At 63.6% G+C, this 22,512-nt stretch carries 22 protein-coding genes; 5 read left to right on the top strand and 17 right to left on the bottom strand.

What is annotated here, in order from left to right; genetic code table 11:
- Positions 1 to 134: 134 nt before the first annotated feature.
- Complete coding sequence (gene ampD, locus ABZN20_RS12790; protein WP_367025505.1) at positions 135 to 710, top strand: 1,6-anhydro-N-acetylmuramyl-L-alanine amidase AmpD; 576 nt, start codon at positions 135 to 137, stop codon at positions 708 to 710.
- Positions 711 to 736: 26 nt separating this feature from the next.
- Here ampD and ABZN20_RS12785 read toward each other — a convergent pair whose 3' ends face one another.
- The 12 genes from ABZN20_RS12785 to tkt (ABZN20_RS12730) all read right to left on the bottom strand — a co-directional run bounded on the left by ABZN20_RS12785 (position 737) and on the right by tkt (ABZN20_RS12730) (position 13,809).
- Positions 737 to 1,615, bottom strand: a complete 879-nt coding sequence (locus ABZN20_RS12785) for a phosphoribulokinase (RefSeq protein ID WP_218808384.1) — start codon at positions 1,613 to 1,615, stop codon at positions 737 to 739.
- Positions 1,616 to 1,842: 227 nt separating this feature from the next.
- Positions 1,843 to 2,376: a 6-phospho-3-hexuloisomerase gene (hxlB, locus tag ABZN20_RS12780; protein ID WP_367025503.1), complete on the bottom strand. Its 534-nt coding sequence runs from the start codon at positions 2,374 to 2,376 to the stop codon at positions 1,843 to 1,845.
- A gap of 12 nt (positions 2,377 to 2,388) precedes the next feature.
- Positions 2,389 to 3,036 (bottom strand): 3-hexulose-6-phosphate synthase, encoded by a 648-nt coding sequence (gene hxlA / locus ABZN20_RS12775; protein WP_367025502.1) that lies wholly within the window; start codon positions 3,034 to 3,036, stop codon positions 2,389 to 2,391.
- Between the two features lie 139 nt (positions 3,037 to 3,175).
- Positions 3,176 to 3,865 (bottom strand): hypothetical protein, encoded by a 690-nt coding sequence (locus tag ABZN20_RS12770; protein WP_367025501.1) that lies wholly within the window; start codon positions 3,863 to 3,865, stop codon positions 3,176 to 3,178.
- A 146-nt stretch (positions 3,866 to 4,011) separates the two neighbouring features.
- Complete coding sequence (gene fba / locus ABZN20_RS12765; protein ID WP_367025500.1) at positions 4,012 to 5,076, bottom strand: class II fructose-bisphosphate aldolase; 1,065 nt, start codon at positions 5,074 to 5,076, stop codon at positions 4,012 to 4,014.
- Positions 5,077 to 5,099: 23 nt separating this feature from the next.
- On the bottom strand, positions 5,100 to 7,112 hold the full coding sequence (gene tkt, locus ABZN20_RS12760; RefSeq protein ID WP_367025504.1) for a transketolase: 2,013 nt from the start codon (positions 7,110 to 7,112) through the stop codon (positions 5,100 to 5,102).
- Between the two features lie 153 nt (positions 7,113 to 7,265).
- Positions 7,266 to 8,255 carry a transaldolase gene (locus tag ABZN20_RS12755; protein WP_218808386.1) on the bottom strand — a complete coding sequence of 330 codons (990 nt, stop codon included), beginning with the start codon at positions 8,253 to 8,255 and terminating at the stop codon, positions 7,266 to 7,268.
- 269 nt (positions 8,256 to 8,524) lie between these two features.
- Positions 8,525 to 9,058: a 6-phospho-3-hexuloisomerase gene (hxlB, locus tag ABZN20_RS12750; protein WP_367025503.1), complete on the bottom strand. Its 534-nt coding sequence runs from the start codon at positions 9,056 to 9,058 to the stop codon at positions 8,525 to 8,527.
- Between the two features lie 12 nt (positions 9,059 to 9,070).
- Positions 9,071 to 9,718 carry a 3-hexulose-6-phosphate synthase gene (hxlA, locus tag ABZN20_RS12745; protein WP_367025502.1) on the bottom strand — a complete coding sequence of 216 codons (648 nt, stop codon included), beginning with the start codon at positions 9,716 to 9,718 and terminating at the stop codon, positions 9,071 to 9,073.
- Positions 9,719 to 9,857: 139 nt separating this feature from the next.
- Positions 9,858 to 10,547, bottom strand: a complete 690-nt coding sequence (locus ABZN20_RS12740; RefSeq protein ID WP_367025501.1) for a hypothetical protein — start codon at positions 10,545 to 10,547, stop codon at positions 9,858 to 9,860.
- Between the two features lie 146 nt (positions 10,548 to 10,693).
- Entirely contained in the window at positions 10,694 to 11,758 is a 1,065-nt protein-coding gene (gene fba, locus ABZN20_RS12735) for a class II fructose-bisphosphate aldolase (RefSeq protein ID WP_367025500.1), read from the bottom strand.
- 23 nt (positions 11,759 to 11,781) lie between these two features.
- Positions 11,782 to 13,809, bottom strand: a complete 2,028-nt coding sequence (gene tkt, locus ABZN20_RS12730) for a transketolase (RefSeq protein WP_423246406.1) — start codon at positions 13,807 to 13,809, stop codon at positions 11,782 to 11,784.
- Between the two features lie 211 nt (positions 13,810 to 14,020).
- Between tkt (ABZN20_RS12730) and ABZN20_RS12725 the strand changes: the two genes are divergently transcribed.
- Positions 14,021 to 14,977, top strand: a complete 957-nt coding sequence (locus tag ABZN20_RS12725; RefSeq protein ID WP_218808387.1) for a LysR family transcriptional regulator — start codon at positions 14,021 to 14,023, stop codon at positions 14,975 to 14,977.
- Between the two features lie 15 nt (positions 14,978 to 14,992).
- Here ABZN20_RS12725 and mnmE read toward each other — a convergent pair whose 3' ends face one another.
- The 5 genes from mnmE to rpmH are packed head-to-tail and all read right to left on the bottom strand — an operon-like array spanning position 14,993 to position 18,722.
- Positions 14,993 to 16,339 (bottom strand): tRNA uridine-5-carboxymethylaminomethyl(34) synthesis GTPase MnmE, encoded by a 1,347-nt coding sequence (mnmE, locus tag ABZN20_RS12720; protein ID WP_367025498.1) that lies wholly within the window; start codon positions 16,337 to 16,339, stop codon positions 14,993 to 14,995.
- 13 nt (positions 16,340 to 16,352) lie between these two features.
- Positions 16,353 to 17,999, bottom strand: a complete 1,647-nt coding sequence (yidC, locus tag ABZN20_RS12715) for a membrane protein insertase YidC (protein WP_367025497.1) — start codon at positions 17,997 to 17,999, stop codon at positions 16,353 to 16,355.
- Positions 17,999 to 18,226 (bottom strand): membrane protein insertion efficiency factor YidD, encoded by a 228-nt coding sequence (gene yidD, locus ABZN20_RS12710; RefSeq protein WP_218808390.1) that lies wholly within the window; start codon positions 18,224 to 18,226, stop codon positions 17,999 to 18,001. The genes yidC and yidD overlap by 1 nt, the downstream gene beginning before the upstream one ends.
- Positions 18,202 to 18,588: a ribonuclease P protein component gene (gene rnpA / locus ABZN20_RS12705; protein ID WP_367025496.1), complete on the bottom strand. Its 387-nt coding sequence runs from the start codon at positions 18,586 to 18,588 to the stop codon at positions 18,202 to 18,204. Before rnpA ends, yidD begins: the two co-directional genes overlap by 25 nt.
- Positions 18,588 to 18,722: a 50S ribosomal protein L34 gene (gene rpmH / locus ABZN20_RS12700; protein ID WP_169601783.1), complete on the bottom strand. Its 135-nt coding sequence runs from the start codon at positions 18,720 to 18,722 to the stop codon at positions 18,588 to 18,590. Before rpmH ends, rnpA begins: the two co-directional genes overlap by 1 nt.
- A gap of 161 nt (positions 18,723 to 18,883) precedes the next feature.
- Between rpmH and dnaA the strand changes: the two genes are divergently transcribed.
- Genes dnaA through recF form a run of 3 tightly spaced genes read left to right on the top strand, consistent with a single transcriptional unit; the run spans position 18,884 to position 22,498 of the window.
- A complete protein-coding gene (gene dnaA, locus ABZN20_RS12695; protein WP_367025495.1) occupies positions 18,884 to 20,212 on the top strand; it encodes a chromosomal replication initiator protein DnaA in 1,329 nt (442 codons plus the stop codon).
- A 32-nt stretch (positions 20,213 to 20,244) separates the two neighbouring features.
- Positions 20,245 to 21,369, top strand: a complete 1,125-nt coding sequence (dnaN, locus tag ABZN20_RS12690) for a DNA polymerase III subunit beta (protein WP_367025494.1) — start codon at positions 20,245 to 20,247, stop codon at positions 21,367 to 21,369.
- A 52-nt stretch (positions 21,370 to 21,421) separates the two neighbouring features.
- Entirely contained in the window at positions 21,422 to 22,498 is a 1,077-nt protein-coding gene (gene recF / locus ABZN20_RS12685; RefSeq protein ID WP_367025493.1) for a DNA replication/repair protein RecF, read from the top strand.
- Positions 22,499 to 22,512: the final 14 nt, after the last annotated feature.

Raw genomic sequence — 22,512 nt, 5'->3', positions numbered from 1 at the left:
GAGTTCGGCTGCCGATAGTTTAGCCTACCGCTTGGCCGCTTGGCCGCCGCGACCGGGGTCACGGATAAGAACCGTTAGAATCGATATTTTATATGTGGCTGGCTGTCGAAACGGCAATGAGGGGCGCGAGAGATATGAAGGGCAACGCGAGGGGGGGCTGGGACGAGGAAAAGGTGTCGTCGCCCAATCAGGACGAGAGGCCCGAGGGCGAGACGATTTCTCTCGTCGTGATCCATGGGATCACTCTCCCGCCGGGCCAGTTCGGCGGCCCCTGGATCCGGCAGTTGTTCACCAACACACTCGACGGCGCCGTCCATCCCTTCTTCGAATCCCTCCGGAACCTGAGGGTGTCGGCACATGCGCTGATCCGGCGGGGCGGTGAAGTCGAACACTACGTTCCGCCCCATCGCCGCGCATGGCATGCCGGAGTGTCCGAGTTCCGGGGACGGAGCGCCTGCAACGACTTTTCGATTGGAATCGAACTCGAGGGAACCGACGACCTTCCTTACATGCCGGAACAATACAGGAGCCTCGCCGGCCTCGTGATGGAACTGATGGCCCGTTATCCGGAGATCACGGAGGATCGAATCGTCGGGCACAGCGCGATTGCCCCGCAGCGGAAAACGGACCCCGGGCCTGCCTTCGACTGGGGGCGTTTCTATCACGAACTGGCGAAACTGCGGGGAGACATCCCGCCGGCGGGCTGCTGACGCCGAATCGGGCTGCGCGCGGCGGGTCACCCTTTCTGGCGGTCTGCCATCATGCGTTCGAGGATTGGCCGGAAAATGATCTCCATCGCCAGTCCCATCTTTCCTCCCGGAATCACGATCGAGTTGTGTCGTGACATGAAGGAGTTTTGCAGCATGGACAGGAGATAAGGGAAATCCACGTTGAATTTGCCCGGCTCCTTGAAACGGATGATGACGAAACTTTCATCCGGCGTGGGAATGTCCCGAGCGATGAACGGATTGGAAGTATCGACCGTCGGAACGCGCTGGAAATTGATGTCCGTCTGTGAGAACTGAGGCGTGATGACTTTGACGTAGTCGTCCATTCGGCGCAGTATCGTTTCCGTGACGTCCTCGGGTTTATAGCCGCGTTCGGCGGTATCGCGGTGGATTTTTTGAATCCATTCGAGATTGACGATGGGAACCACGCCGACGAGAAGATCGACGTATCGTCTTACATCGATGCCTTCGGTAACCACGCCTCCGTGCAAGCCCTCGTAAAACAGCAGATCCGTTCCCGCAGGCACTTCTTCCCATGGGGTGAATGTCCCCGGCTTGTAACCTCCCAGACGCTGGCTTTCCGCCTCGTTATGGACATAAAAGCGGCGGTGAGCCGTTCCCGTTTCACCGTAATGCCGAAAAACGTTTTCAAGCTCGTCCAGGATATTGGCTTCGATCGAAAAGTGGCTGAAATGCCGGCCTTCGCGTCTGGCCTTGTCGATCTGCGCGCGCATCTCCACGCGGTCATAGCGATGAAAGCTGTCGCCCTCGATGACGAGCGGCTTGAGACCGAGCCTGAAGAAAATGTGCTCGAATGCGCATTTTACGGTGGTCGTGCCCGCACCGGAGGAACCGGTGATGGCGATGATGGGGTGTTTCTTGGACATTCTTGCCTCCCGTGCTTTTCAATTATACGCGAGATCGTCTTTCGAACATTGGCCGGGGGCCTGTGATGGTATTGCGTCCAAGAGGGGGGCTATGAGGATGGTCCGGAGCTTGAGCGAAAACCGCTTCCTCGGCAGTTTCGGTGAAAGCCGCCGAGGAGTCGGAAAAACATGCCAAGCGAGCCAAGAACGAGCGGCCGAAAAGGAATCCGCCCGTTCCGGATTCCGGGTTATTCCAGGTTAGCGTGTCGAGTTCTCATTTCTTCTTCGGGGATGCCTTTCTCGTGGATGATGTGAGAGATGGTGGCTTCGAGGAAGAGGAGGGTAGAGAGCTCGAAGACGGTGCCCATGGGCATGCCGACGACTTTTCCGAAGAGCTCGGGGGAGCCGATGCGGAAGAGGTTGTCGGCGAGGTCGCCGAGGGAGGAGCTGTCGCGGGTGGAGATGAGGGCGATGTTGGCGCCCTGCTCCTTGGCTTTCTTGGTGAAGGCGAGCATGGTTTCGGTTTCGCCGGAACCGGAGATCACGATCAGCAAGTCGCCCTTGCGGATGCTGGGGGTGACGATTTCGCCGACGACGAAGACGTCATAGCCGCCGTGCATGAGGCGCATCGCGAAGAACCTGGCGACCAGCCCCGACCGGCCGGCCCCCGCGACGAAGACGCGGGAGGCCTGGTCGAGCATGGCAGTCAGTTTTGCATCATAGCCGGCATCGGTGGCAGCGAGGATGCCGGAGATTTTGTCTATGATCAGTTTCTGATGCATGCAAATTCCCGTTTAGGCGGAAGCGGCGACGACCTGTTCGTAGATTTCGCGCGCGGCATCGGCGGGGGAAGCGGCGCCGTAGATGGCGGCGCCGACGACGATGATGTTGGCGCCGGTCTTGACGACCTGCTGGGCGGTGGAGGCCTTGATGCCGCCGGCGACGGAGATGCGGACGGGGAGGCCCAGCTTGGCGATGGCCTGGAGGTCGGCGAAGGGGGTCTGGCCGGCGGCCTGGGCGTCGAGGCCGGTGTGGATGCCGACGATCTGGGCGCCGGCGCGGGCGGACTCACGGGCGCAGGTGGCCTTGTCGGGGACGTTGATCAGGTCGACCTGGACTTCGGCGTTGTGCTTGTTGGCGGCATTGATGACGCCCTTGATGGTGGCCAGGCCGGCGACGCCGAGGACGGTGGTGATGTCGGCGCCGGCGGCGAAGAACGGCGCGGCCTCGTACTCACCGGCGTCCATGGTCTTGAGGTCGACCAGGAGCAGCTTGTTGGGGAAGCGCTTCTTGAACTCCTTCACCAGGGCGATGCCGTTGTGCTTGATGCTCGGGGTACCGATCTCGAAGATATCGACATAAGGCGCGGTGAGGCTTGCGAGCTTCAAAGTCTGCGGGATGTCCAGCGTGTCCAGTGCGAGCTGAATCAATGGTCTTGCCATGAGATCTCCTCCGATCAAAAAAGTAGAGAAAAAAGTCGAGTGAAGCCTTAAGTTTTATGGGGTATTGCTAAACGCACAATTTCCCAACTGTAAAGAGTGAGGGGGCCGCTGTCAATGCGGCCCCTTCCCTTTCGAGGGATCAGCCGTTGAGGCTTTTCAGGTACTTGGTGACGCCGGTTTCGCCCGTCGCCACGACGGCGGGCTTGGGCAGGTTCTTGATGTACTTGGCGACACCGGTTTCGACCGCGGCGGCCACTTCGGGCAGCGGCAGGCTCTTGAGGTACTTGGCCACGCCGGTTTCGGGGGCCCGGACGGGCTCCGGCAGCGCCTTGAGGTATTTGGCGACACCGGTTTCGGCGCCCGCGGCCCCGGCCGTGAGGCCCTGGGCCTGCAGGTACTTGGCGACGCCGGTGGCGCCGGCGGCCGCCGGTGCCGGAGCGGCGGCCGGCGCTGCGGCGGCCGGGCGGGCGGGTGCCGGCCGGCGGCTGCTCCAGACCACGAAGCCGATCAGGGCCACGACCACGCCGCCGAACAGGTAATAATCCGAGCCGGTGTCCTGGGCGGGTTTCGCGGCGCTGGGCGCGGCTTCGGCGGGGGCCGCCACGGCGGGCTGAGCGGCCGGCGCCTGGCTGGCGGGCGCGGCCGGTGCCGCCGGGGGCTCGGCCGCCGGGGCGGCGGCTGCGGGGGCCGCCGCGGGCTTGCCGATCAGGCTGGGATCCTGATAGATCACCGACGGCTTGAAGTCGGGCGGATATTCAGCGGCGCCCGCGAGCGGGGCGGCCAGCAGCAGGGCTGCGAACACGGTGTAGGTCGAGAACGGTTTCTTCACGTGGTTGTCCCCCATAAGTCTTGTCAGTGGGTATAAAAGCTCGGCCGGGCCGGTTTCAAGTTCAGCCCTGTCTCAAATTGCATCGCTTGCGTTCCGTTGCCGGCGCTTTCGCGTCCGCCTTTTCCGCGCCCGTTCCGCTCGCCGCGCTAGCGGACGATCGGATCGAGTTCGCCCCGGGCGTACGCCAAGCTCATCTCCTCCAGGCGCCGGGGCTTGAGCTTGGCGGCCTGGCCGGCGGCGCCGAAGGCCTCGTAGCGGGCCCGGCAGATCGCGGTCATGGCGGTTTGCGCGGCCTTGTAGAGCTTGCGCGGGTCGAAGTTCTTCCTGTCTTCGGCCATGAACTTGCGCATGGCGCCATAGGAGGCGATGCGCAGATCGGTATCGATGTTGACCTTGCGGACCCCATGGCGGATGCCCTCGACGATTTCCTCGACCGGCACGCCGTAGGTCTGGCCGATGTCGCCGCCGTAGTCGTTGATCATCTGCGCCCAGTCCTCGGGGACCGAGGACGAGCCGTGCATCACCAGATGGATGTTGGGAATCCGCTGGTGGATGTCCTTGACCCGATCGATCCGCAGCACCTGACCGGTGGGTTTCCGGGTGAACTTGTAGGCGCCGTGGCTGGTGCCGATGGCGATCGCCAGGGCATCGACCTGGGTCTTGCGGACGAAATCCGCCGCCTCGTCCGGATCGGTCAGCAGCATCGAGTGCGCCAGCTCGCCCGCCGCGCCGTGGCCGTCCTCCTCCCCCGCCCGGCCGGTCTCCAGCGAGCCCAGGCAGCCGAGTTCGCCTTCCACCGAGACGCCGCAGGCATGCGCCATCTCGACCACCTTGCGGGTGGTCTCGACATTGTACGCATAGCTGGCCGGCGTTTTCATGTCCTCCTCGAGCGATCCGTCCATCATCACCGAACTGAAGCCGGACTGGATGGAGCGGATGCACACCGCCGGGGAGGCGCCGTGATCCTGGTGCATGCACACCGGGATGTGCGGATACATGTCGATCGCGGCCAGCACCAGATGGCGCAGGAACGGCTCGCCGGCATACGTCCTGGCGCCGGCCGAGCCCTGCAGGATCACCGGGGCGTCCACGGCCGCGGCCGCCTCCATGATGGCCTTGATCTGCTCCATGTTGTTGACGTTGAACGCCGGCAGGCCGTAGCCGTGCTCGGCGGCGTGATCCAACAGCTGACGTAGGGAGATCAATGCCATGGGATGCCCTCGGGCGCTGACGGTTAAAACAAGGCTTCGGCCTGGCCGACCACGTTGTCGACGGTGAAGCCGAAGGTCTTGAACAGCAGGCCGGCCGGCGCGGATTCGCCGAAGCGGTCCAGGCCGATAACTTTGCCATGGCTGCCGACGTATTTCCACCAGCCGTCGGTGACACCGGCCTCGATGGCGAGGCGGCGGGTCACGGCGGGCGGCAGCACGCTGTCGCGGTAGGCCGGGTCCTGGGCGTCGAACACGTTGGTGGAGGCCATGGACACCACGCGGACCTTCCTGCCCTTGGCGGTCAGGGCCTCGGCCGCCTTCACCGCCAGCTCGACCTCCGAGCCGGTGGCCAGCAGGATGGCGTCGGGGGTGCCGGCGCAGTCGACCAGGACGTAGCCGCCCTTGGCGATCGCGGCGATCTGCTCCGGCGTCCGGGGCATGTGCGGCAGGTTCTGGCGCGAGAAGATCAGGGCGGAGGGGCCGTCCTGGCGCTCGATCGCGCACTTCCAGGCCACCGCCGACTCCACCGCGTCGCACGGGCGCCAGACCTGCATGTGGGGAATCAGGCGCAGGGTGGCGGTCTGCTCGATGGGCTGGTGGGTGGGGCCGTCCTCGCCCAGGCCGATGGAGTCGTGGGTGTAGACGTAGATCACCGGGATCTTCATCAGGGCCGACATGCGCAGCGCATTGCGGGCGTATTCGGAGAACATCAGGAAGGTGGCGCCGTAGGGCTTGAAACCGCCGTGCAGGGCGATGCCGTTCATGATGGCGGACATGCCGAATTCGCGCACGCCGTAGTAGACGTAGTTGCCGTCGTGGCCGGGGGCGTTGACGTCCTTGCAGCCGGACCACAGGGTCAGGTTGGAGCCGGCGAGGTCGGCCGAGCCGCCCATGATCTCCGGCAGCAGCGGGCCGAAGCCGTTGAGGGCGTTCTGGGAGGCCTTGCGGCTGGCGATGGTCTCGGCCTTTTCGTTCACCTGGGCCACGAAGGCGGCGGATTGCTCCGCCCAGTCCCGGGGCAGTTCGCCCGCCATGCGGCGTTCGAACTCGGCGGCCAGCTCGGGGAATTCGCGGCGGTAGTTTTCGAAGCGGTCGTTCCACTCGCCTTCGGCCTTGGCGCCGGTCTCGCGCGCGCTCCAGGCCTCGTAGATGTCGGCCGGGACTTCGAAGGCCGGATACGGCCAGCCGATGTTCTCGCGGGTGAGGGCGACTTCGTCGGTGCCGAGGGCGGCGCCGTGGCAGTCTTCCTTGCCCTGCTTGTTGGGCGAGCCCCAGCCGATGATGGTCTGGCAGCAGATCAGGGACGGCTTGTCGGTGACCGCGCGGGCGGCCTCGATGGCGGCCTGCACGGCTTCCGGATCATGGCCGTCGACCTGCGGGATCACGTGCCAGCCGTAGGCCTCGAAGCGCTTGGGGGTATCGTCCATGAACCAGCCGGGCACGCCGCCGTGGCCGCGGACCTCGCCGTCGATGGAGATGTTGTTGTCGTCGTAGAAGGCGATCAGCTTGCCCAGCTTCATCGCGCCGGCCAGCGAGCAGGCCTCGTGGGAGATGCCTTCCATCAGGCAGCCGTCGCCCAGGAAGGCGTAGGTGTAGTGATCGACGATGCTGTGGCCGGGCCGGTTGAACTGGCCGGCCAGGGTGCGCTCGGCCAGGGCCATGCCGACGGCGTTGCTGATGCCCTGTCCCAGGGGACCCGTGGTGGTCTCGACGCCGGGGGTGTAGCCGTATTCGGGATGGCCGGGGGTCTTGGAGTGGAGCTGGCGGAAGTTCTGCAGTTCCTCGATGGGCAGATCGTAGCCGGTCAGGTGCAGCAGGGAATAGATCAGCATCGAGCCGTGGCCGTTGGACAGCACGAAGCGGTCGCGGTTGGGCCACTTCGGATTGGCCGGGTTGTGGCACAGGTAGTCGTTCCACAGCACCTCGGCAATGTCCGCCATCCCCATCGGCGCCCCCGGATGGCCCGAGTTGGCCTTCTGCACCGCATCCATGCTCAAGGCTCGTATGGCGTTGGCTAACTCTCGTCGCGAAGGCATGATAGATCTCCTTTTTTATTGGGTGAAAAAAACGGAATCAGCGGGTTGATGCCGAATGCGGACGCTCTGGCGGCGACTCAAGGGTCAGCGTAGTGGGATTCGGGAGGGAACAAGACCGTCGCGACGGCTGTTCCCGCGCGACGGCCCGCTACCTTATGCCGCTTCCAGATGGACCAAGCGATCGGCCAGCAACTTCTCCAACTGCTCGAGTGCCTTGGTGAAGCCTTGGATGCCTTCTTCCAGCTTCTCGTTGGCCATGCGGTTTTCCGCATGCATCTTGTCGAAGGTGTATTTGTTGACGTGGATTTTCTCGATCGGGTAGTCCTTCGCCTTGGTGGGATCCAGCTTCCGCGGCAGTTCGCCTTCGGTGGCTTGCAGCTCGGCCAGCAGCGAAGGCGCGATGGTCAGCAGGTCGCTCCCTGCCAGTTCGGTGATTTCGCCGATGTTGCGGAAGCTGGCGCCCATGACTTCGGTTTTGTAACCGAACTTCTTGTAGTAATTGTAGATCTGGGTCACGGACAGGACGCCCGGGTCTTCATGCGGGGCGTAGGATTCACGGCCGGTATCCTTTTTGTACCAGTCGAGAATGCGGCCGACGAAGGGCGAAATCAGGGTAATGCCGTTTTCGGCGCAGGCGATGGCCTGGTGCAGACCGAACAACAGAGTCAGGTTGCAGTGGATGCCTTCCTTTTCCAGTACGGCAGCGGCCTCGATACCTTCCCAGGTAGCGGCGATCTTGATCAGGACACGCTCTTTGGAAACACCGGCCGCTTCATATTGCTTGATGATTTCGCGCGCCTTCTCGATGGTGCCCTCGGTGTCGTAGGAGAGGCGGGCATCCACTTCGGTGGATACGCGGCCTTCGATGATCTGCAGGATCTTCAAGCCGAAAGAGACGGCCAGACGGTCGAAAGCGAGATTCGCCACTTGGGCGGCCGAAGCGCCAGCGCCCAGGGTTTGCCGTGCACCCTTTAGGGTATCGTCGACGATACCCTGGTATTGCGGCATCTGGGCGGCAGCGGTGATGAGCGAGGGATTGGTGGTCGCGTCACGTGGCTTGAATTTCTCGATCGCTTCGATGTCTCCCGTGTCGGCCACGACGACGGTGACTTCGCGGAGTTGGTCAAGCAGGTTTTTCGACATTGTGGACTCCTAAAGATTTCTTAAAGTATCGGTGCTGCCAGCAATCACGAGAATGTTTCCCGGTCGGGATTTCATCTTCCCACACAGGCTTCGAGCGGCGGCATCTTGTCGATGCTGCGCTCTCAGTGTGTTCTTTGGCCTTCCCACTGGCGTACTTGCCCGTCTTTGGCCGCATGGACTCAGTTTTTGAGCCCGGAGCGCCAAGGGTTGGGCGTACATGAAGGGCAAGAGCCTGAGCAGAAGGGAGGACTGCCACAGGCTTTGCCTCGTTATTCCAGGTTAGCGTGTCGAGTTCTCATTTCTTCTTCGGGGATGCCTTTCTCGTGGATGATGTGAGAGATGGTGGCTTCGAGGAAGAGGAGGGTAGAGAGCTCGAAGACGGTGCCCATGGGCATGCCGACGACTTTTCCGAAGAGCTCGGGGGAGCCGATGCGGAAGAGGTTGTCGGCGAGGTCGCCGAGGGAGGAGCTGTCGCGGGTGGAGATGAGGGCGATGTTGGCGCCCTGCTCCTTGGCTTTCTTGGTGAAGGCGAGCATGGTTTCGGTTTCGCCGGAACCGGAGATCACGATCAGCAAGTCGCCCTTGCGGATGCTGGGGGTGACGATTTCGCCGACGACGAAGACGTCATAGCCGCCGTGCATGAGGCGCATCGCGAAGAACCTGGCGACCAGCCCCGACCGGCCGGCCCCCGCGACGAAGACGCGGGAGGCCTGGTCGAGCATGGCAGTCAGTTTTGCATCATAGCCGGCATCGGTGGCAGCGAGGATGCCGGAGATTTTGTCTATGATCAGTTTCTGATGCATGCAAATTCCCGTTTAGGCGGAAGCGGCGACGACCTGTTCGTAGATTTCGCGCGCGGCATCGGCGGGGGAAGCGGCGCCGTAGATGGCGGCGCCGACGACGATGATGTTGGCGCCGGTCTTGACGACCTGCTGGGCGGTGGAGGCCTTGATGCCGCCGGCGACGGAGATGCGGACGGGGAGGCCCAGCTTGGCGATGGCCTGGAGGTCGGCGAAGGGGGTCTGGCCGGCGGCCTGGGCGTCGAGGCCGGTGTGGATGCCGACGATCTGGGCGCCGGCGCGGGCGGACTCACGGGCGCAGGTGGCCTTGTCGGGGACGTTGATCAGGTCGACCTGGACTTCGGCGTTGTGCTTGTTGGCGGCATTGATGACGCCCTTGATGGTGGCCAGGCCGGCGACGCCGAGGACGGTGGTGATGTCGGCGCCGGCGGCGAAGAACGGCGCGGCCTCGTACTCACCGGCGTCCATGGTCTTGAGGTCGACCAGGAGCAGCTTGTTGGGGAAGCGCTTCTTGAACTCCTTCACCAGGGCGATGCCGTTGTGCTTGATGCTCGGGGTACCGATCTCGAAGATATCGACATAAGGCGCGGTGAGGCTTGCGAGCTTCAAAGTCTGCGGGATGTCCAGCGTGTCCAGTGCGAGCTGAATCAATGGTCTTGCCATGAGATCTCCTCCGATCAAAAAAGTAGAGAAAAAAGTCGAGTGAAGCCTTAAGTTTTATGGGGTATTGCTAAACGCACAATTTCCCAACTGTAAAGAGTGAGGGGGCCGCTGTCAATGCGGCCCCTTCCCTTTCGAGGGATCAGCCGTTGAGGCTTTTCAGGTACTTGGTGACGCCGGTTTCGCCCGTCGCCACGACGGCGGGCTTGGGCAGGTTCTTGATGTACTTGGCGACACCGGTTTCGACCGCGGCGGCCACTTCGGGCAGCGGCAGGCTCTTGAGGTACTTGGCCACGCCGGTTTCGGGGGCCCGGACGGGCTCCGGCAGCGCCTTGAGGTATTTGGCGACACCGGTTTCGGCGCCCGCGGCCCCGGCCGTGAGGCCCTGGGCCTGCAGGTACTTGGCGACGCCGGTGGCGCCGGCGGCCGCCGGTGCCGGAGCGGCGGCCGGCGCTGCGGCGGCCGGGCGGGCGGGTGCCGGCCGGCGGCTGCTCCAGACCACGAAGCCGATCAGGGCCACGACCACGCCGCCGAACAGGTAATAATCCGAGCCGGTGTCCTGGGCGGGTTTCGCGGCGCTGGGCGCGGCTTCGGCGGGGGCCGCCACGGCGGGCTGAGCGGCCGGCGCCTGGCTGGCGGGCGCGGCCGGTGCCGCCGGGGGCTCGGCCGCCGGGGCGGCGGCTGCGGGGGCCGCCGCGGGCTTGCCGATCAGGCTGGGATCCTGATAGATCACCGACGGCTTGAAGTCGGGCGGATATTCAGCGGCGCCCGCGAGCGGGGCGGCCAGCAGCAGGGCTGCGAACACGGTGTAGGTCGAGAACGGTTTCTTCACGTGGTTGTCCCCCATAAGTCTTGTCAGTGGGTATAAAAGCTCGGCCGGGCCGGTTTCAAGTTCAGCCCTGTCTCAAATTGCATCGCTTGCGTTCCGTTGCCGGCGCTTTCGCGTCCGCCTTTTCCGCGCCCGTTCCGCTCGCCGCGCTAGCGGACGATCGGATCGAGTTCGCCCCGGGCGTACGCCAAGCTCATCTCCTCCAGGCGCCGGGGCTTGAGCTTGGCGGCCTGGCCGGCGGCGCCGAAGGCCTCGTAGCGGGCCCGGCAGATCGCGGTCATGGCGGTTTGCGCGGCCTTGTAGAGCTTGCGCGGGTCGAAGTTCTTCCTGTCTTCGGCCATGAACTTGCGCATGGCGCCATAGGAGGCGATGCGCAGATCGGTATCGATGTTGACCTTGCGGACCCCATGGCGGATGCCCTCGACGATTTCCTCGACCGGCACGCCGTAGGTCTGGCCGATGTCGCCGCCGTAGTCGTTGATCATCTGCGCCCAGTCCTCGGGGACCGAGGACGAGCCGTGCATCACCAGATGGATGTTGGGAATCCGCTGGTGGATGTCCTTGACCCGATCGATCCGCAGCACCTGACCGGTGGGTTTCCGGGTGAACTTGTAGGCGCCGTGGCTGGTGCCGATGGCGATCGCCAGGGCATCGACCTGGGTCTTGCGGACGAAATCCGCCGCCTCGTCCGGATCGGTCAGCAGCATCGAGTGCGCCAGCTCGCCCGCCGCGCCGTGGCCGTCCTCCTCCCCCGCCCGGCCGGTCTCCAGCGAGCCCAGGCAGCCGAGTTCGCCTTCCACCGAGACGCCGCAGGCATGCGCCATCTCGACCACCTTGCGGGTGGTCTCGACATTGTACGCATAGCTGGCCGGCGTTTTCATGTCCTCCTCGAGCGATCCGTCCATCATCACCGAACTGAAGCCGGACTGGATGGAGCGGATGCACACCGCCGGGGAGGCGCCGTGATCCTGGTGCATGCACACCGGGATGTGCGGATACATGTCGATCGCGGCCAGCACCAGATGGCGCAGGAACGGCTCGCCGGCATACGTCCTGGCGCCGGCCGAGCCCTGCAGGATCACCGGGGCGTCCACGGCCGCGGCCGCCTCCATGATGGCCTTGATCTGCTCCATGTTGTTGACGTTGAACGCCGGCAGGCCGTAGCCGTGCTCGGCGGCGTGATCCAACAGCTGACGTAGGGAGATCAATGCCATGGGATGCCCTCGGGCGCTGACGGTTAAAACAAGGCTTCGGCCTGGCCGACCACGTTGTCGACGGTGAAGCCGAAGGTCTTGAACAGCAGGCCGGCCGGCGCGGATTCGCCGAAGCGGTCCAGGCCGATAACTTTGCCATGGCTGCCGACGTATTTCCACCAGCCGTCGGTGACACCGGCCTCGATGGCGAGGCGGCGGGTCACGGCGGGCGGCAGCACGCTGTCGCGGTAGGCCGGGTCCTGGGCGTCGAACACGTTGGTGGAGGCCATGGACACCACGCGGACCTTCCTGCCCTTGGCGGTCAGGGCCTCGGCCGCCTTCACCGCCAGCTCGACCTCCGAGCCGGTGGCCAGCAGGATGGCGTCGGGGGTGCCGGCGCAGTCGACCAGGACGTAGCCGCCCTTGGCGATCGCGGCGATCTGCTCCGGCGTCCGGGGCATGTGCGGCAGGTTCTGGCGCGAGAAGATCAGGGCGGAGGGGCCGTCCTGGCGCTCGATCGCGCACTTCCAGGCCACCGCCGACTCCACCGCGTCGCACGGGCGCCAGACCTGCATGTGGGGAATCAGGCGCAGGGTGGCGGTCTGCTCGATGGGCTGGTGGGTGGGGCCGTCCTCGCCCAGGCCGATGGAGTCGTGGGTGTAGACGTAGATCACCGGGATCTTCATCAGGGCCGACATGCGCAGCGCATTGCGGGCGTATTCGGAGAACATCAGGAAGGTGGCGCCGTAGGGCTTGAAACCGCCGTGCAGGGCGATGCCGTTCATGATGGCGGACATGCCGAATTCGCGCACGCCGTAGTAGACGTAGTTGCCGTCGTGGCCGGGGGCGTTGACGTCCTTGCAGCCGGACCACAGGGTCAGGTTGGAGCCGGCGAGGTCGGCCGAGCCGCCCATGATCTCCGGCAGCAGCGGGCCGAAGCCGTTGAGGGCGTTCTGGGAGGCCTTGCGGCTGGCGATGGTCTCGGCCTTTTCGTTCACCTGGGCCACGAAGGCGGCGGATTGCTCCGCCCAGTCCCGGGGCAGTTCGCCCGCCATGCGGCGTTCGAACTCGGCGGCCAGCTCGGGGAATTCGCGGCGGTAGTTTTCGAAGCGGTCGTTCCACTCGCCTTCGGCCTTGGCGCCGGTCTCGCGCGCGCTCCAGGCCTCGTAGATGTCGGCCGGGACTTCGAAGGCCGGATACGGCCAGCCGATGTTCTCGCGGGTGAGGGCGACTTCGTCGGTGCCGAGGGCGGCGCCGTGGCAGTCTTCCTTGCCCTGCTTGTTGGGCGAGCCCCAGCCGATGATGGTCTGGCAGCAGATCAGGGACGGCTTGTCGGTGACCGCGCGGGCGGCCTCGATGGCGGCCTGCACGGCTTCCGGATCATGGCCGTCGACCTGCGGGATCACGTGCCAGCCGTAGGCCTCGAAGCGCTTGGGGGTATCGTCCATGAACCAGCCGGGCACGCCGCCGTGGCCGCGGACCTCGCCGTCGATGGAGATGTTGTTGTCGTCGTAGAAGGCGATCAGCTTGCCCAGCTTCATCGCGCCGGCCAGCGAGCAGGCCTCGTGGGAGATGCCTTCCATCAGGCAGCCGTCGCCCAGGAAGGCGTAGGTGTAGTGATCGACGATGCTGTGGCCGGGCCGGTTGAACTGGCCGGCCAGGGTGCGCTCGGCCAGGGCCATGCCGACGGCGTTGCTGATGCCCTGTCCCAGGGGACCCGTGGTGGTCTCGACGCCGGGGGTGTAGCCGTATTCGGGATGGCCGGGGGTCTTGGAGTGGAGCTGGCGGAAGTTCTGCAGTTCCTCGATGGGCAGATCGTAGCCGGTCAGGTGCAGCAGGGAATAGATCAGCATCGAGCCGTGGCCGTTGGACAGCACGAAGCGGTCGCGGTTGGGCCACTTCGGATTGGCCGGGTTGTGGCACAGGTAGTCGTTCCACAGCACCTCGGCAATGTCCGCCATCCCCATCGGCGCCCCCGGATGGCCCGAGTTGGCCTTCTGCACCGCATCCATGCTCAAGGCTCGTATGGCGTTGGCTAACTCTCGTCGCGTCCTCATGTCGGTCTCCTTCAATGTTGTCTGCTCGCTGGGATGCGTGGAAAATTCTGAAACAATGTATTATCCCTCAGTAAATTCCATCTTGTCACGCCTTAGGAACCGGCGCGGCCCTCAATTGCGTGCTGCGCTGAAACGGCTAGCGCGGTGCAGGGCCGCCTAATTTATTGGCAATCTAGGATAAGGGAAAATCAGTCTATTTTAACAATATAATAAATAAAAATTATCCATGAACATTACTCTCCGGCAGTTGAAGGTCTTCGAGCGGGTCGCGCGGCGGCTGAGTTTTACTCGGGCGGCGGAGGAACTCTATCTGACCCAGCCCGCCGTATCGATGCAGATCAAACAGTTCGAGGAGAGCATAGGGCTGCCGTTGTTCGAGCGCTTGGGGAAAAAGATCTTCCTCACCCGTGCCGGCGAGGAGCTGTATCGTTTGAGCCGGCAGATTTCGCTGCAACTCGACGAAGCCGAGCAGCTCATCGAGGAGTTGAAGGGGATGGAAGGAGGGCGGCTGGTCGTCGCGGTGGCCAGCACGGTGCATTATTTCGCCATCCGGTTGCTGGCGGACTTCTGCAAGCGCTATCCGAAGGTGCGGGTGAACTTCAAGGTGACCAACCGCAAGGGATTGCTACAGATGCTCGAAGACAACGAAGTGGACACGGTGCTGATGGGACGTCCGCCGGACGAGCTGGACCTCGTGGCTGAAGCGTTCATGGACAACCCATTGGTCATCATTGCGCCGGCGGATCATCCGCGAGTCGGCGAAAAAGGCATACGCTTGGAGGACTTGCGCAACGAGACGTTTCTCATGCGCGAGCAAGGTTCGGGCACCCGGAACGCGGTCGAGCGGTTCTTCGCCGAACGGGGCGTGCGTGTGGTCGCGAGCATGGAAATGAACACCAACGGCGCGATCAAGCAGGGGGTCGAGGTCGGCCTGGGGCTGGGGCTGGTTTCGATACATACCGTCGAGCGTGAACTTGCCGACCGGCGGGTGGTGGTGCTGGACGTGGAAGCATTTCCCATCATCCGGCAGTGGTACATCGTGCATCGGGCGGGCAAGCGCTTGACGGCGACCGCCACCGCTTTCGAGGAGTTTGTGCGGAGCGAAGCCCAGAGGTTTGTCGTACCGTTCAATGCAATCCTCGGCGCCGGGAAGGAAGCGGCGATCGGAGCGATGGAGTATTGACGCGAAGAGGGCTGGCTATTTGCCGACGCAGAAACTCGCGAATATCCGGCTCAGCAAGTCCTCGTTGGTGAATTCCCCGGTGATTTCGCCCAGCGCCTTTTGGGCCGAATGGAGTTCCTCGGCCAGGAGTTCGGCGGTCTTCGTGCCCAGGTAAAGGCGGGCGTTGGTCAAGGCGGCGCGGGCTCTTTGGATGGTGTCCAGGTGTCGCCGGCGGGCACTGAAAACGCCTTCGGTTCCTCTTTCATAGCCCGCGCGGCGGGCGAGTTCCTGTCTCAGCAGATCGATACCTTCCCCGGTGCGGGCCGAAAGGTGGACGACGGTGGTCTCCCGGTCGATTGTCATGCATGCCGGCGTGCCGGTCAGGTCTATCTTGTTGAAGACGCGGATGAGCGGGATGGCCTCCGGCAGGCCGGCCAGCAGTTCGTCGCCGGCATCGGGGTGGCGGGCGTCGATGACCAGCAGGATGCAGTCGGCGTTTGCGAGTGTTTCTCTGGCGCGCCGGATGCCTTCGCGTTCGATCGGGTCCGCGCTGTCGCGGAGCCCTGCGGTGTCGACGATGTGCAGGGGGAGACCGGCGATCTGCAGCGATTCGCGGAGGATGTCGCGGGTGGTGCCCGGGATTTCGGTCACGATCGCCAGGTCGCGGCCGGATAGCGCATTGAGCAGGCTGGATTTGCCGGCGTTGGGGCGTCCTGCGATCACCGCCGTGAGACCTTCGCGCAGCAACGCGCCTTGGTGCGCCTTGGTGTCGATGGCGTCGAGTTCGTCCAGCAGTCCGGCGAGGTCCTGGCCGAGCGCGGCGTCATCCAGCAGGTCGATGTCTTCATCGCTGAAGTCGATGGCGGCTTCGACGTGGGTACGGAGGTGGATGAGGCGCTCCTGCAGGTGGTGGATGTGAGCTGAAAATTCGCCCTGAAGCGAGCGCTGTGCGGAGCGGGCGGCTTCCTCCGTGCTGCTGTCGATCAGGTCGGCGATGGCCTCGGCCTGGGCGAGGTCCAGCTTTCCGTTCAGGTAGGCGCGTTCGGAAAACTCCCCCGGGCGAGCGAGCCGGCATCCCAGCTCAAGCGCGCGCCGCAGCAGGAGATCCAGGACCACCGGGCCGCCGTGGCCGTGCAGTTCGAGGACGTTTTCGCCGGTGAACGAGCGGGGCGCGGGAAAATACAGCGCGATGCCGCTGTCGATGGCGCGGCCGTCGGCGTCCAGGAAACGGCGGAATTCGGCGTAACGGGGCCGCGGCGGGCCGCTGAGTATGGCGCCGAGGATCGGGCCGAGTTCGCTGCCGGAAATGCGGACGATGCCGACGCCGCCTTTTCCGGGCGGCGTGGCGATCGCGGCGATGGTGTCGCGCTCGGGAGCTACCATCGCCGGTCGGGGATCAGGCCCTGGCAGCAGCCGTTTTCTCGATCTGGCGGGTGATGTACCACTGCTGGACGATCGACAGAATGTTGTTGACCACCCAGTACAGCACCAGTCCCGACGGGAAGAACAGGAAGAACACCGTGAAGATCAGCGGGAAGAACTGCATCACGCGGGCCTGGATCGGGTCGGTCGGCGGAGGGTTCAGGCGCTGCTGGATGAACATGGAGACGCCCATGATCAGCGGCAGGACAAAGTACGGGTCCTTGGACGAAAGATCGTCCAGCCAGAGCAGGAACGGCGCTTGGCGCAGGTCCACGCTTTCGACCAGCACCCAGTACAGCGAAATGAATACCGGGATCTGAACCAGGATCGGGAGGCAACCGCCGAGCGGGTTGACCTTCTCCTTGCGGTAGAGCTCCATCATCGCCTGGTTATAGCGCTGGCGGTCCTCGCCGTAGCGTTCCTTCAACTCCACCAGCTTGGGCTGCAGCTTCCGCATGTTGGCCATGGAGCGGTAGCTGGCTTCGGAGAGCTTGAAGAACAGCGCCTTGATGACCAGCGTCACGAAGATGATGGCCCAGCCCCAGTTGTTGAAATAGCCGTGGAACTTCTCCAGCAGCCAGTAGATGGGCTTGGCGATGACGGTGAGAATGCCGAAGTCTGCGGTCAGTTCCAGGCCAGGCGCGATGCCTTCCAGCACGTGCTGCAGCTTGGGACCGGCGAACAGCCGGGCCTTGAGGGTCTGGCTGCTTCCGGCCGGGACATCGGCTGGGGGCGAGTAGGCGCCGATCACGAAAACACGGTCGGCCAGGGCTTTGGTATAGAAGGTCGACTCGTCTTCGCCGGGCGGAACCCAGGCGGCGAGGAAATAATGCTGGATCATCGCGATCCAGCCCTGGCGGGACTTCACGTCCAGGTTGCCGTCCGCCATGTCCTTGAAGGCGATCTTCTCGTAGCTCTTATCCGCCGTGTGCAGGACGCCGCCGGTGTAAGTGCGGATGAATTGAGAGTCTTCCTGTGGGCTGGTGGGTTCCTTGCGCTGGAGCTGCATGTACTGGCGGCCCGTCCAGTTCGAGCCCGAGCGGTTGTCGATCGTCTGCTCCATGTCGATCAGATAGCTGCCGCGCCGGAGGATGTAGGTCTTGGTCACCGTGACGCCCTGGCCGTCGGTCCAGGTGAGGGGGATGCGCAGGACGTCCTGGCCGTCTTGCAAGCGGTATTCGCCTGCGTCGGCGTGCCAGATGCTGTGATGGGTGGGCACCTGCTGGGCGGCGCCGATGAAGCCGCTCTGGGCGATGAAGATGTCGCCCTGATCGGTGAGCAGGCGAACGGGCCGATCCGGCTGGTTCTTGCTGACAGGGTAGTTCAGCAGATCGAGCTGGCGCAGATCGCCGCCGCGGGTGTCGATTTCGAGGCTGAGGACATCGGTACGGACCAGGATGCGCCGGCTGCCTTCCTGGGTCGGCGATTCGGTGCGCACCGCCGTGCCGGTCACGTCGTCACTCGGCCGTTGCGGCAGATCCCCCGCCGATGCGCCGGGTGTCGCGTTTTCGGTCTGGGCCACGGCTGGGGGCCTCGGGCCGTAGTCGATCTGCCACTGCTCCCAGAGCAGGAAGCTCAGGAATATGAAAAAGACAAAGAGCACAAACCGTAGGTTATCCATTATTGTTTTCCAAGTTTTTCCGGGACCGGATCGATGCCGCCGTGATGCCAGGGGTGGCATTTCAGGAGCCGCCGTATTGTAAGGTATGCCCCGCGCATCGCGCCAAAGCGCTCGATGGCGTCTATGGCATAATTCGAGCAGGTCGGGAAGAACCGGCAGTGGTGGCCGATCCAGGGACTGAGCAGGTATTGGTAGAGCCTGATCAGGGCGATGAGGAGCCGCTGCATCGTCGGGTCAGTCTGAGCCAATGTTTTTCCAAGGCGCGTAGCAGGTCGGCGGAATTCACGGCGGTCGTCGGCGTGCGGGCCATGACGACATAATCGAGGGCGCCGAGTTCCGCTTGGCGAAGACGGAATGATTCGCGAACCAGCCGCTTGATCCGGTTGCGATCGACCGCTTTCCGAATCTGCTTCCGGGAGAGCGCCAGGCCTAGCCGTGGATGGGCTCGGCTGTTGGGGCGAGCCAGCACCGTGAGCCATGAATCCGAGGAGCGGCAGGCGTCTTCGAATACGAAACGGAACTCTACGGGGCTGGCCAATCGGTGGGATCTGGGAAACCCGTACCCCTGGCCGGGAACGGGCCGTTCCATCAGACCGAAAGCTTTTTGCGCCCTTTCGCGCGCCGGGCGCTGAGGACGGCGCGGCCGCCGCGGGTCTTCATGCGGGCGCGGAAGCCGTGGGTGCGCACGCGCTTGATCTTGCTCGGTTGATAAGTTCTTTTCATGATCTGTCCTGCTCGATGCCGGGGCGGCAAAAAGAAAAAGAGCGCAACTATAAGACGTGGTCTGTTCGCCGTCAAGAATCGGCGCGGGTTCATTTTCCGGTAGAATAGTCTCCCCCTTCCGGGTCAGCCCGCCCCCACCAGTTTTCCAAGGACATCCCCCGATGAGCGTGCTCTGGAGTCACTGCATCAGCAAGCTTGAAGGCGAACTTCCTCCTCAGCAGTTCAACACCTGGATCAGGCCGTTGCAAGCCGTGGAGGACGGAGCCGAGCTGCGCCTTCTGGCGCCGAACCGGTTCGTTCTCGACTGGGTTAAGCAACACTTCATCGGGAAGATCGAGGAAGTCGTGTCCGAACAGAACCTCGACGCCGTCCCCAGCGTGGTGCTGGAGATCGGTTCGCGTGCCGCCGAGGCGGCCCCGGCGAGGCCGGCGAACCCGCCCAAGAAGGCCGGCCCGGCGCGCAAGCAGGTGCCGAACAACCTGAACAGCGCCTTTATCTTCGGCAACTTCGTCGAAGGCAAGTCAAACCAGCTGGCGAAGGCGGCGTCGCTGCAGGTGGCCCAGAACGTGGGGCGCGCCTACAATCCGCTGTTCATTTATGGTGGCGTCGGTCTGGGCAAGACCCATCTGATGCACGCCATCGGCAATGAAATTCTCCGTGGAAACCCGGCCGCCAACATCGTTTACCTGCATTCCGAGCGCTTCGTTTCCGACATGGTCAAGGCACTGCAGCATAACGCTATCAACGCCTTCAAGGAGTTTTACCGCACCGTCGACGCCCTGCTGATCGACGACATCCAGTTTTTCGCCGGCAAGGAGCGCTCGCAGGAAGAGTTTTTCCACACCTTCAACACGCTGCTGGAAAACAAGCATCAGGTGGTGCTCACCTGTGACCGCTATCCCAAAGAGATCAAAGGCCTGGAAGAGCGGCTCAAATCGCGGTTCGGATGGGGGTTGCCCGTGGCCATCGAGCCGCCCGATCTGGAGACGCGGGTCGCCATTCTCATGAGCAAGGCCCAGCAGTCCGGTATCGAATTGTCGCCAGAAGTGGCGTTCTTCATCGGCAAGCGCATCCGCTCCAATATCCGCGAGCTGGAGGGCGCGCTGAGGCGCGTCATCGCCAACGCACAGTTCACCGGGCGCCCGATTACGCTGGAGTTCGCCAAGGAGGCTTTGCGCGATCTGATCGCGCTGCAGGACCGGATGATCAACGTGGAAAACATCCAGAAGACTGTGGCGGAGTATTTCAAGATCCGCCAGGCCGACCTGTTGTCGAACAAGCGCACGCGCTCCTTGACCCGGCCGCGCCAGATCGCCATGGCCTTGTCCAAGGAGTTGACCAGCCACAGCCTGCCGGAGATCGGCCAGATGTTCGGCGGGCGGGACCACACCACGGTGCTGCATGCCTGCCGGAAAGTGCAGGAGCTCAAGGAGAGCGACGCCAGATTCATGGAGGACTTTTCCAATCTTCTGCGTATCCTTTCCAACTGAACGCGCCGTTTCTTTCGATAAGGGCTTGAGCCATGAAGTTCCGTGTCTTGCGGGAAGATTTGTTATTGCCGCTGCAGCAGGTCATCGGCGTCATCGAGCGGCGCCAGACTTTGCCGATTCTTTCGAACGTGCTGATCGCGGTGGAAGCCGGGCGGATGGAGCTCACCGGAACCGATCTGGAGGTTCAGCTCGTTGCAAACACAGGCATCGAAGGCAAGGAGTCAGGGCGTTTCACCGTGCCTGCGCGCAAGCTGATGGACATCTGCAGGCTCCTGCCGGAAGGAAGCGAACTGGCTTTCGAGGTGAAGCCGGAGCGGGTATCGCTGCAATGCGGCAAGAGCCGGTTCGTATTGGGCGCACTGCCGGCCGAGAACTATCCCAACTTCGAGCACGGCGATCCGGCGGCGGCGTTCAACTGCGAAGCGCAGTTGCTGCGGCGGGCCATCGAGAAGACCGCTTTCGCCATGGCGCAGCAGGACGTGCGCTATTATCTCAACGGCCTGCTCCTGGAAATCCGGGAGGGTCGGATCCGTACCGTGGCGTCCGACGGCCATCGGCTGGCGTTGTTCGAGGAAGCCGTCGAGGGAATGCCGGATGTCGCCCGGCAGCTCATCCTGCCCCGCAAGGGTGTTCTCGAGCTGGGTCGCCTTTTGGCTCAGGTTTCGGGACAGGCCGGTGCGGGCGTCGGGGAGCTGGCAAGCGTCCAGATATCGGCGAACAACGTCAGGGTCGTCTTCGGCGCGTTCAGCTTCGCGGCGAAGCTGGTCGAAGGGCGTTATCCCGATTATGATCGCGTGATACCGAAGGCGGCATCCCGTGTCGCCGTAACCGACCGCTTCGATCTGCGCAGCGCGCTGACGCGGGTCGCCGTGCTGTCCAACGAGAAGTTCAAAGGTGTCAGCCTTGAAGTCGGGGATGGCGTCATCAGACTCAGGGCGCAGAATCCGGAGCATGAGGAGGCGGAAGACGAGGTGCCGGCGGAGGTCTCGGGCGAGACGTTTTCGGTGGGTTTCAACGCCACCTATCTGCTCGATGCGATCAACGCCGTGGCTTCGGATTCGGTGCGCATGTCGTTCACCGACGCCAACGGCAGTTGTCTGATAGAGGATCTGTCGGATGCCAGGCATCGCTTCATCGTGATGCCGATGCGCCTTTGATGCCGGAATATCCGGACTCGAAGAGCAACGGTGTTGAAACCGCCGGGACAGCATGGCACTGTTGAAACTCGACATTGCCGATGTCCGCAACATTGAATCCGCAAGCCTGAGTCCCGGCGAGGGGCTCAATCTGTTGTTCGGAGCCAACGGCAGCGGCAAGACGTCGCTGCTCGAGGCGATTTATCTTCTCAGCAGGGGCAAATCGTTTCGCTCCCCCCAGCCCCATCGTGTCATCCGCTTCGATCAGTCGTTTCTTACCGTTTCCGGCCGGGTCGGACAATCCGGTGCGGGTACTACCGTGGGCGTTCGCCTCGGGCGCAACGAAAGGGAGGTCAGGGTCGGAGGGCGGAGCTGCGACTCCAGTGCGCAGCTGATCCGGCTTTTCCCCGCGGTCTTGATCCAGCCGTCCAGCGTCGCGCTGCTCGACGGTCCGCCTCGATTGAGGAGGCAGATGCTCGATTGGGGAGTGTTCCACGTGGAACACGACTATCTCGATCTATTGCGCCGCTTTTCGAGGGCTCTCGACCAGCGCAATGCGGTGCTCAGGGGTGACGTCTCTGCGTCGAATCTGGAGGCATGGTCGGGAGAAGTGGCGCGATGGGGTACAATGATTGCCGAAATGCGGTCGGCTTACGTCGATCGAATTCGGGCGCATGTCGCGGAAACGGTGTCCGCTTTGCTCGGCCCGATAGATGCCGAACTGGTCGTTCGGCCGGGTTGGAGGGCGGGATGGTCCTATGCGGATGCCCTTGCGGCGTCCATCGCGACGGACCGGCGGCAGGGCTACACGGAACCGGGCCCGCACAAAGGGGACTTCACGGTGCTGGTCGGGGGGCGGCCCGCCAAGGACTATTTGTCGCGGGGGCAGTTGAAGCTCCTGACTTACGCGCTTTTGCTGGCGCAGGCCGGCCGGCTGGAAGAGGATCAGCCGGGCCGGGTTTGCCTTCTGGTCGATGACATTGCTTCGGAGCTGGATCCCCGCAACCAGGAGCGGCTGCTGAGCCTGCTGAAATCGACCGGCATCCAGTCCTTTATTACTTTTTCCGGTAACGGTCAGGGAGCGGCCGCGGTCGGCCAAGCTGCCAGAATGTTCCACGTGGAACAAGGCCGCATCCTGGCCGGCGAATGAGAAACCCAACGATC

The sequence above is a fragment of the Methylococcus sp. ANG genome, from assembly GCF_040730495.1.
Lineage (GTDB): Bacteria > Pseudomonadota > Gammaproteobacteria > Methylococcales > Methylococcaceae > Methylococcus.
Note: the sequence above shows the minus strand (reverse complement) of the source record. Positions and strands in the feature narration are given on the sequence as shown.

What these genes read in the sequence shown, in the direction of transcription:
- ampD (WP_367025505.1), top strand. Translation starts at nt 135, where the DNA reads ATGAAGGGCAACGCGAGGGGGGGCTGGGACGAGGAAAAGGTGTCGTCG.
- ABZN20_RS12785 (WP_218808384.1), bottom strand. Translation starts at nt 1,615, where the DNA reads ATGTCCAAGAAACACCCCATCATCGCCATCACCGGTTCCTCCGGTGCG.
- hxlB (WP_367025503.1), bottom strand. Translation starts at nt 2,376, where the DNA reads ATGCATCAGAAACTGATCATAGACAAAATCTCCGGCATCCTCGCTGCC.
- hxlA (WP_367025502.1), bottom strand. Translation starts at nt 3,036, where the DNA reads ATGGCAAGACCATTGATTCAGCTCGCACTGGACACGCTGGACATCCCG.
- fba (WP_367025500.1), bottom strand. Translation starts at nt 5,076, where the DNA reads ATGGCATTGATCTCCCTACGTCAGCTGTTGGATCACGCCGCCGAGCAC.
- tkt (WP_367025504.1), bottom strand. Translation starts at nt 7,112, where the DNA reads ATGCCTTCGCGACGAGAGTTAGCCAACGCCATACGAGCCTTGAGCATG.
- ABZN20_RS12755 (WP_218808386.1), bottom strand. Translation starts at nt 8,255, where the DNA reads ATGTCGAAAAACCTGCTTGACCAACTCCGCGAAGTCACCGTCGTCGTG.
- hxlB (WP_367025503.1), bottom strand. Translation starts at nt 9,058, where the DNA reads ATGCATCAGAAACTGATCATAGACAAAATCTCCGGCATCCTCGCTGCC.
- hxlA (WP_367025502.1), bottom strand. Translation starts at nt 9,718, where the DNA reads ATGGCAAGACCATTGATTCAGCTCGCACTGGACACGCTGGACATCCCG.
- fba (WP_367025500.1), bottom strand. Translation starts at nt 11,758, where the DNA reads ATGGCATTGATCTCCCTACGTCAGCTGTTGGATCACGCCGCCGAGCAC.
- ABZN20_RS12725 (WP_218808387.1), top strand. Translation starts at nt 14,021, where the DNA reads ATGAACATTACTCTCCGGCAGTTGAAGGTCTTCGAGCGGGTCGCGCGG.
- mnmE (WP_367025498.1), bottom strand. Translation starts at nt 16,339, where the DNA reads ATGGTAGCTCCCGAGCGCGACACCATCGCCGCGATCGCCACGCCGCCC.
- yidC (WP_367025497.1), bottom strand. Translation starts at nt 17,999, where the DNA reads ATGGATAACCTACGGTTTGTGCTCTTTGTCTTTTTCATATTCCTGAGC.
- yidD (WP_218808390.1), bottom strand. Translation starts at nt 18,226, where the DNA reads ATGCAGCGGCTCCTCATCGCCCTGATCAGGCTCTACCAATACCTGCTC.
- rnpA (WP_367025496.1), bottom strand. Translation starts at nt 18,588, where the DNA reads ATGGAACGGCCCGTTCCCGGCCAGGGGTACGGGTTTCCCAGATCCCAC.
- rpmH (WP_169601783.1), bottom strand. Translation starts at nt 18,722, where the DNA reads ATGAAAAGAACTTATCAACCGAGCAAGATCAAGCGCGTGCGCACCCAC.
- dnaA (WP_367025495.1), top strand. Translation starts at nt 18,884, where the DNA reads ATGAGCGTGCTCTGGAGTCACTGCATCAGCAAGCTTGAAGGCGAACTT.
- dnaN (WP_367025494.1), top strand. Translation starts at nt 20,245, where the DNA reads ATGAAGTTCCGTGTCTTGCGGGAAGATTTGTTATTGCCGCTGCAGCAG.
- recF (WP_367025493.1), top strand. Translation starts at nt 21,422, where the DNA reads ATGGCACTGTTGAAACTCGACATTGCCGATGTCCGCAACATTGAATCC.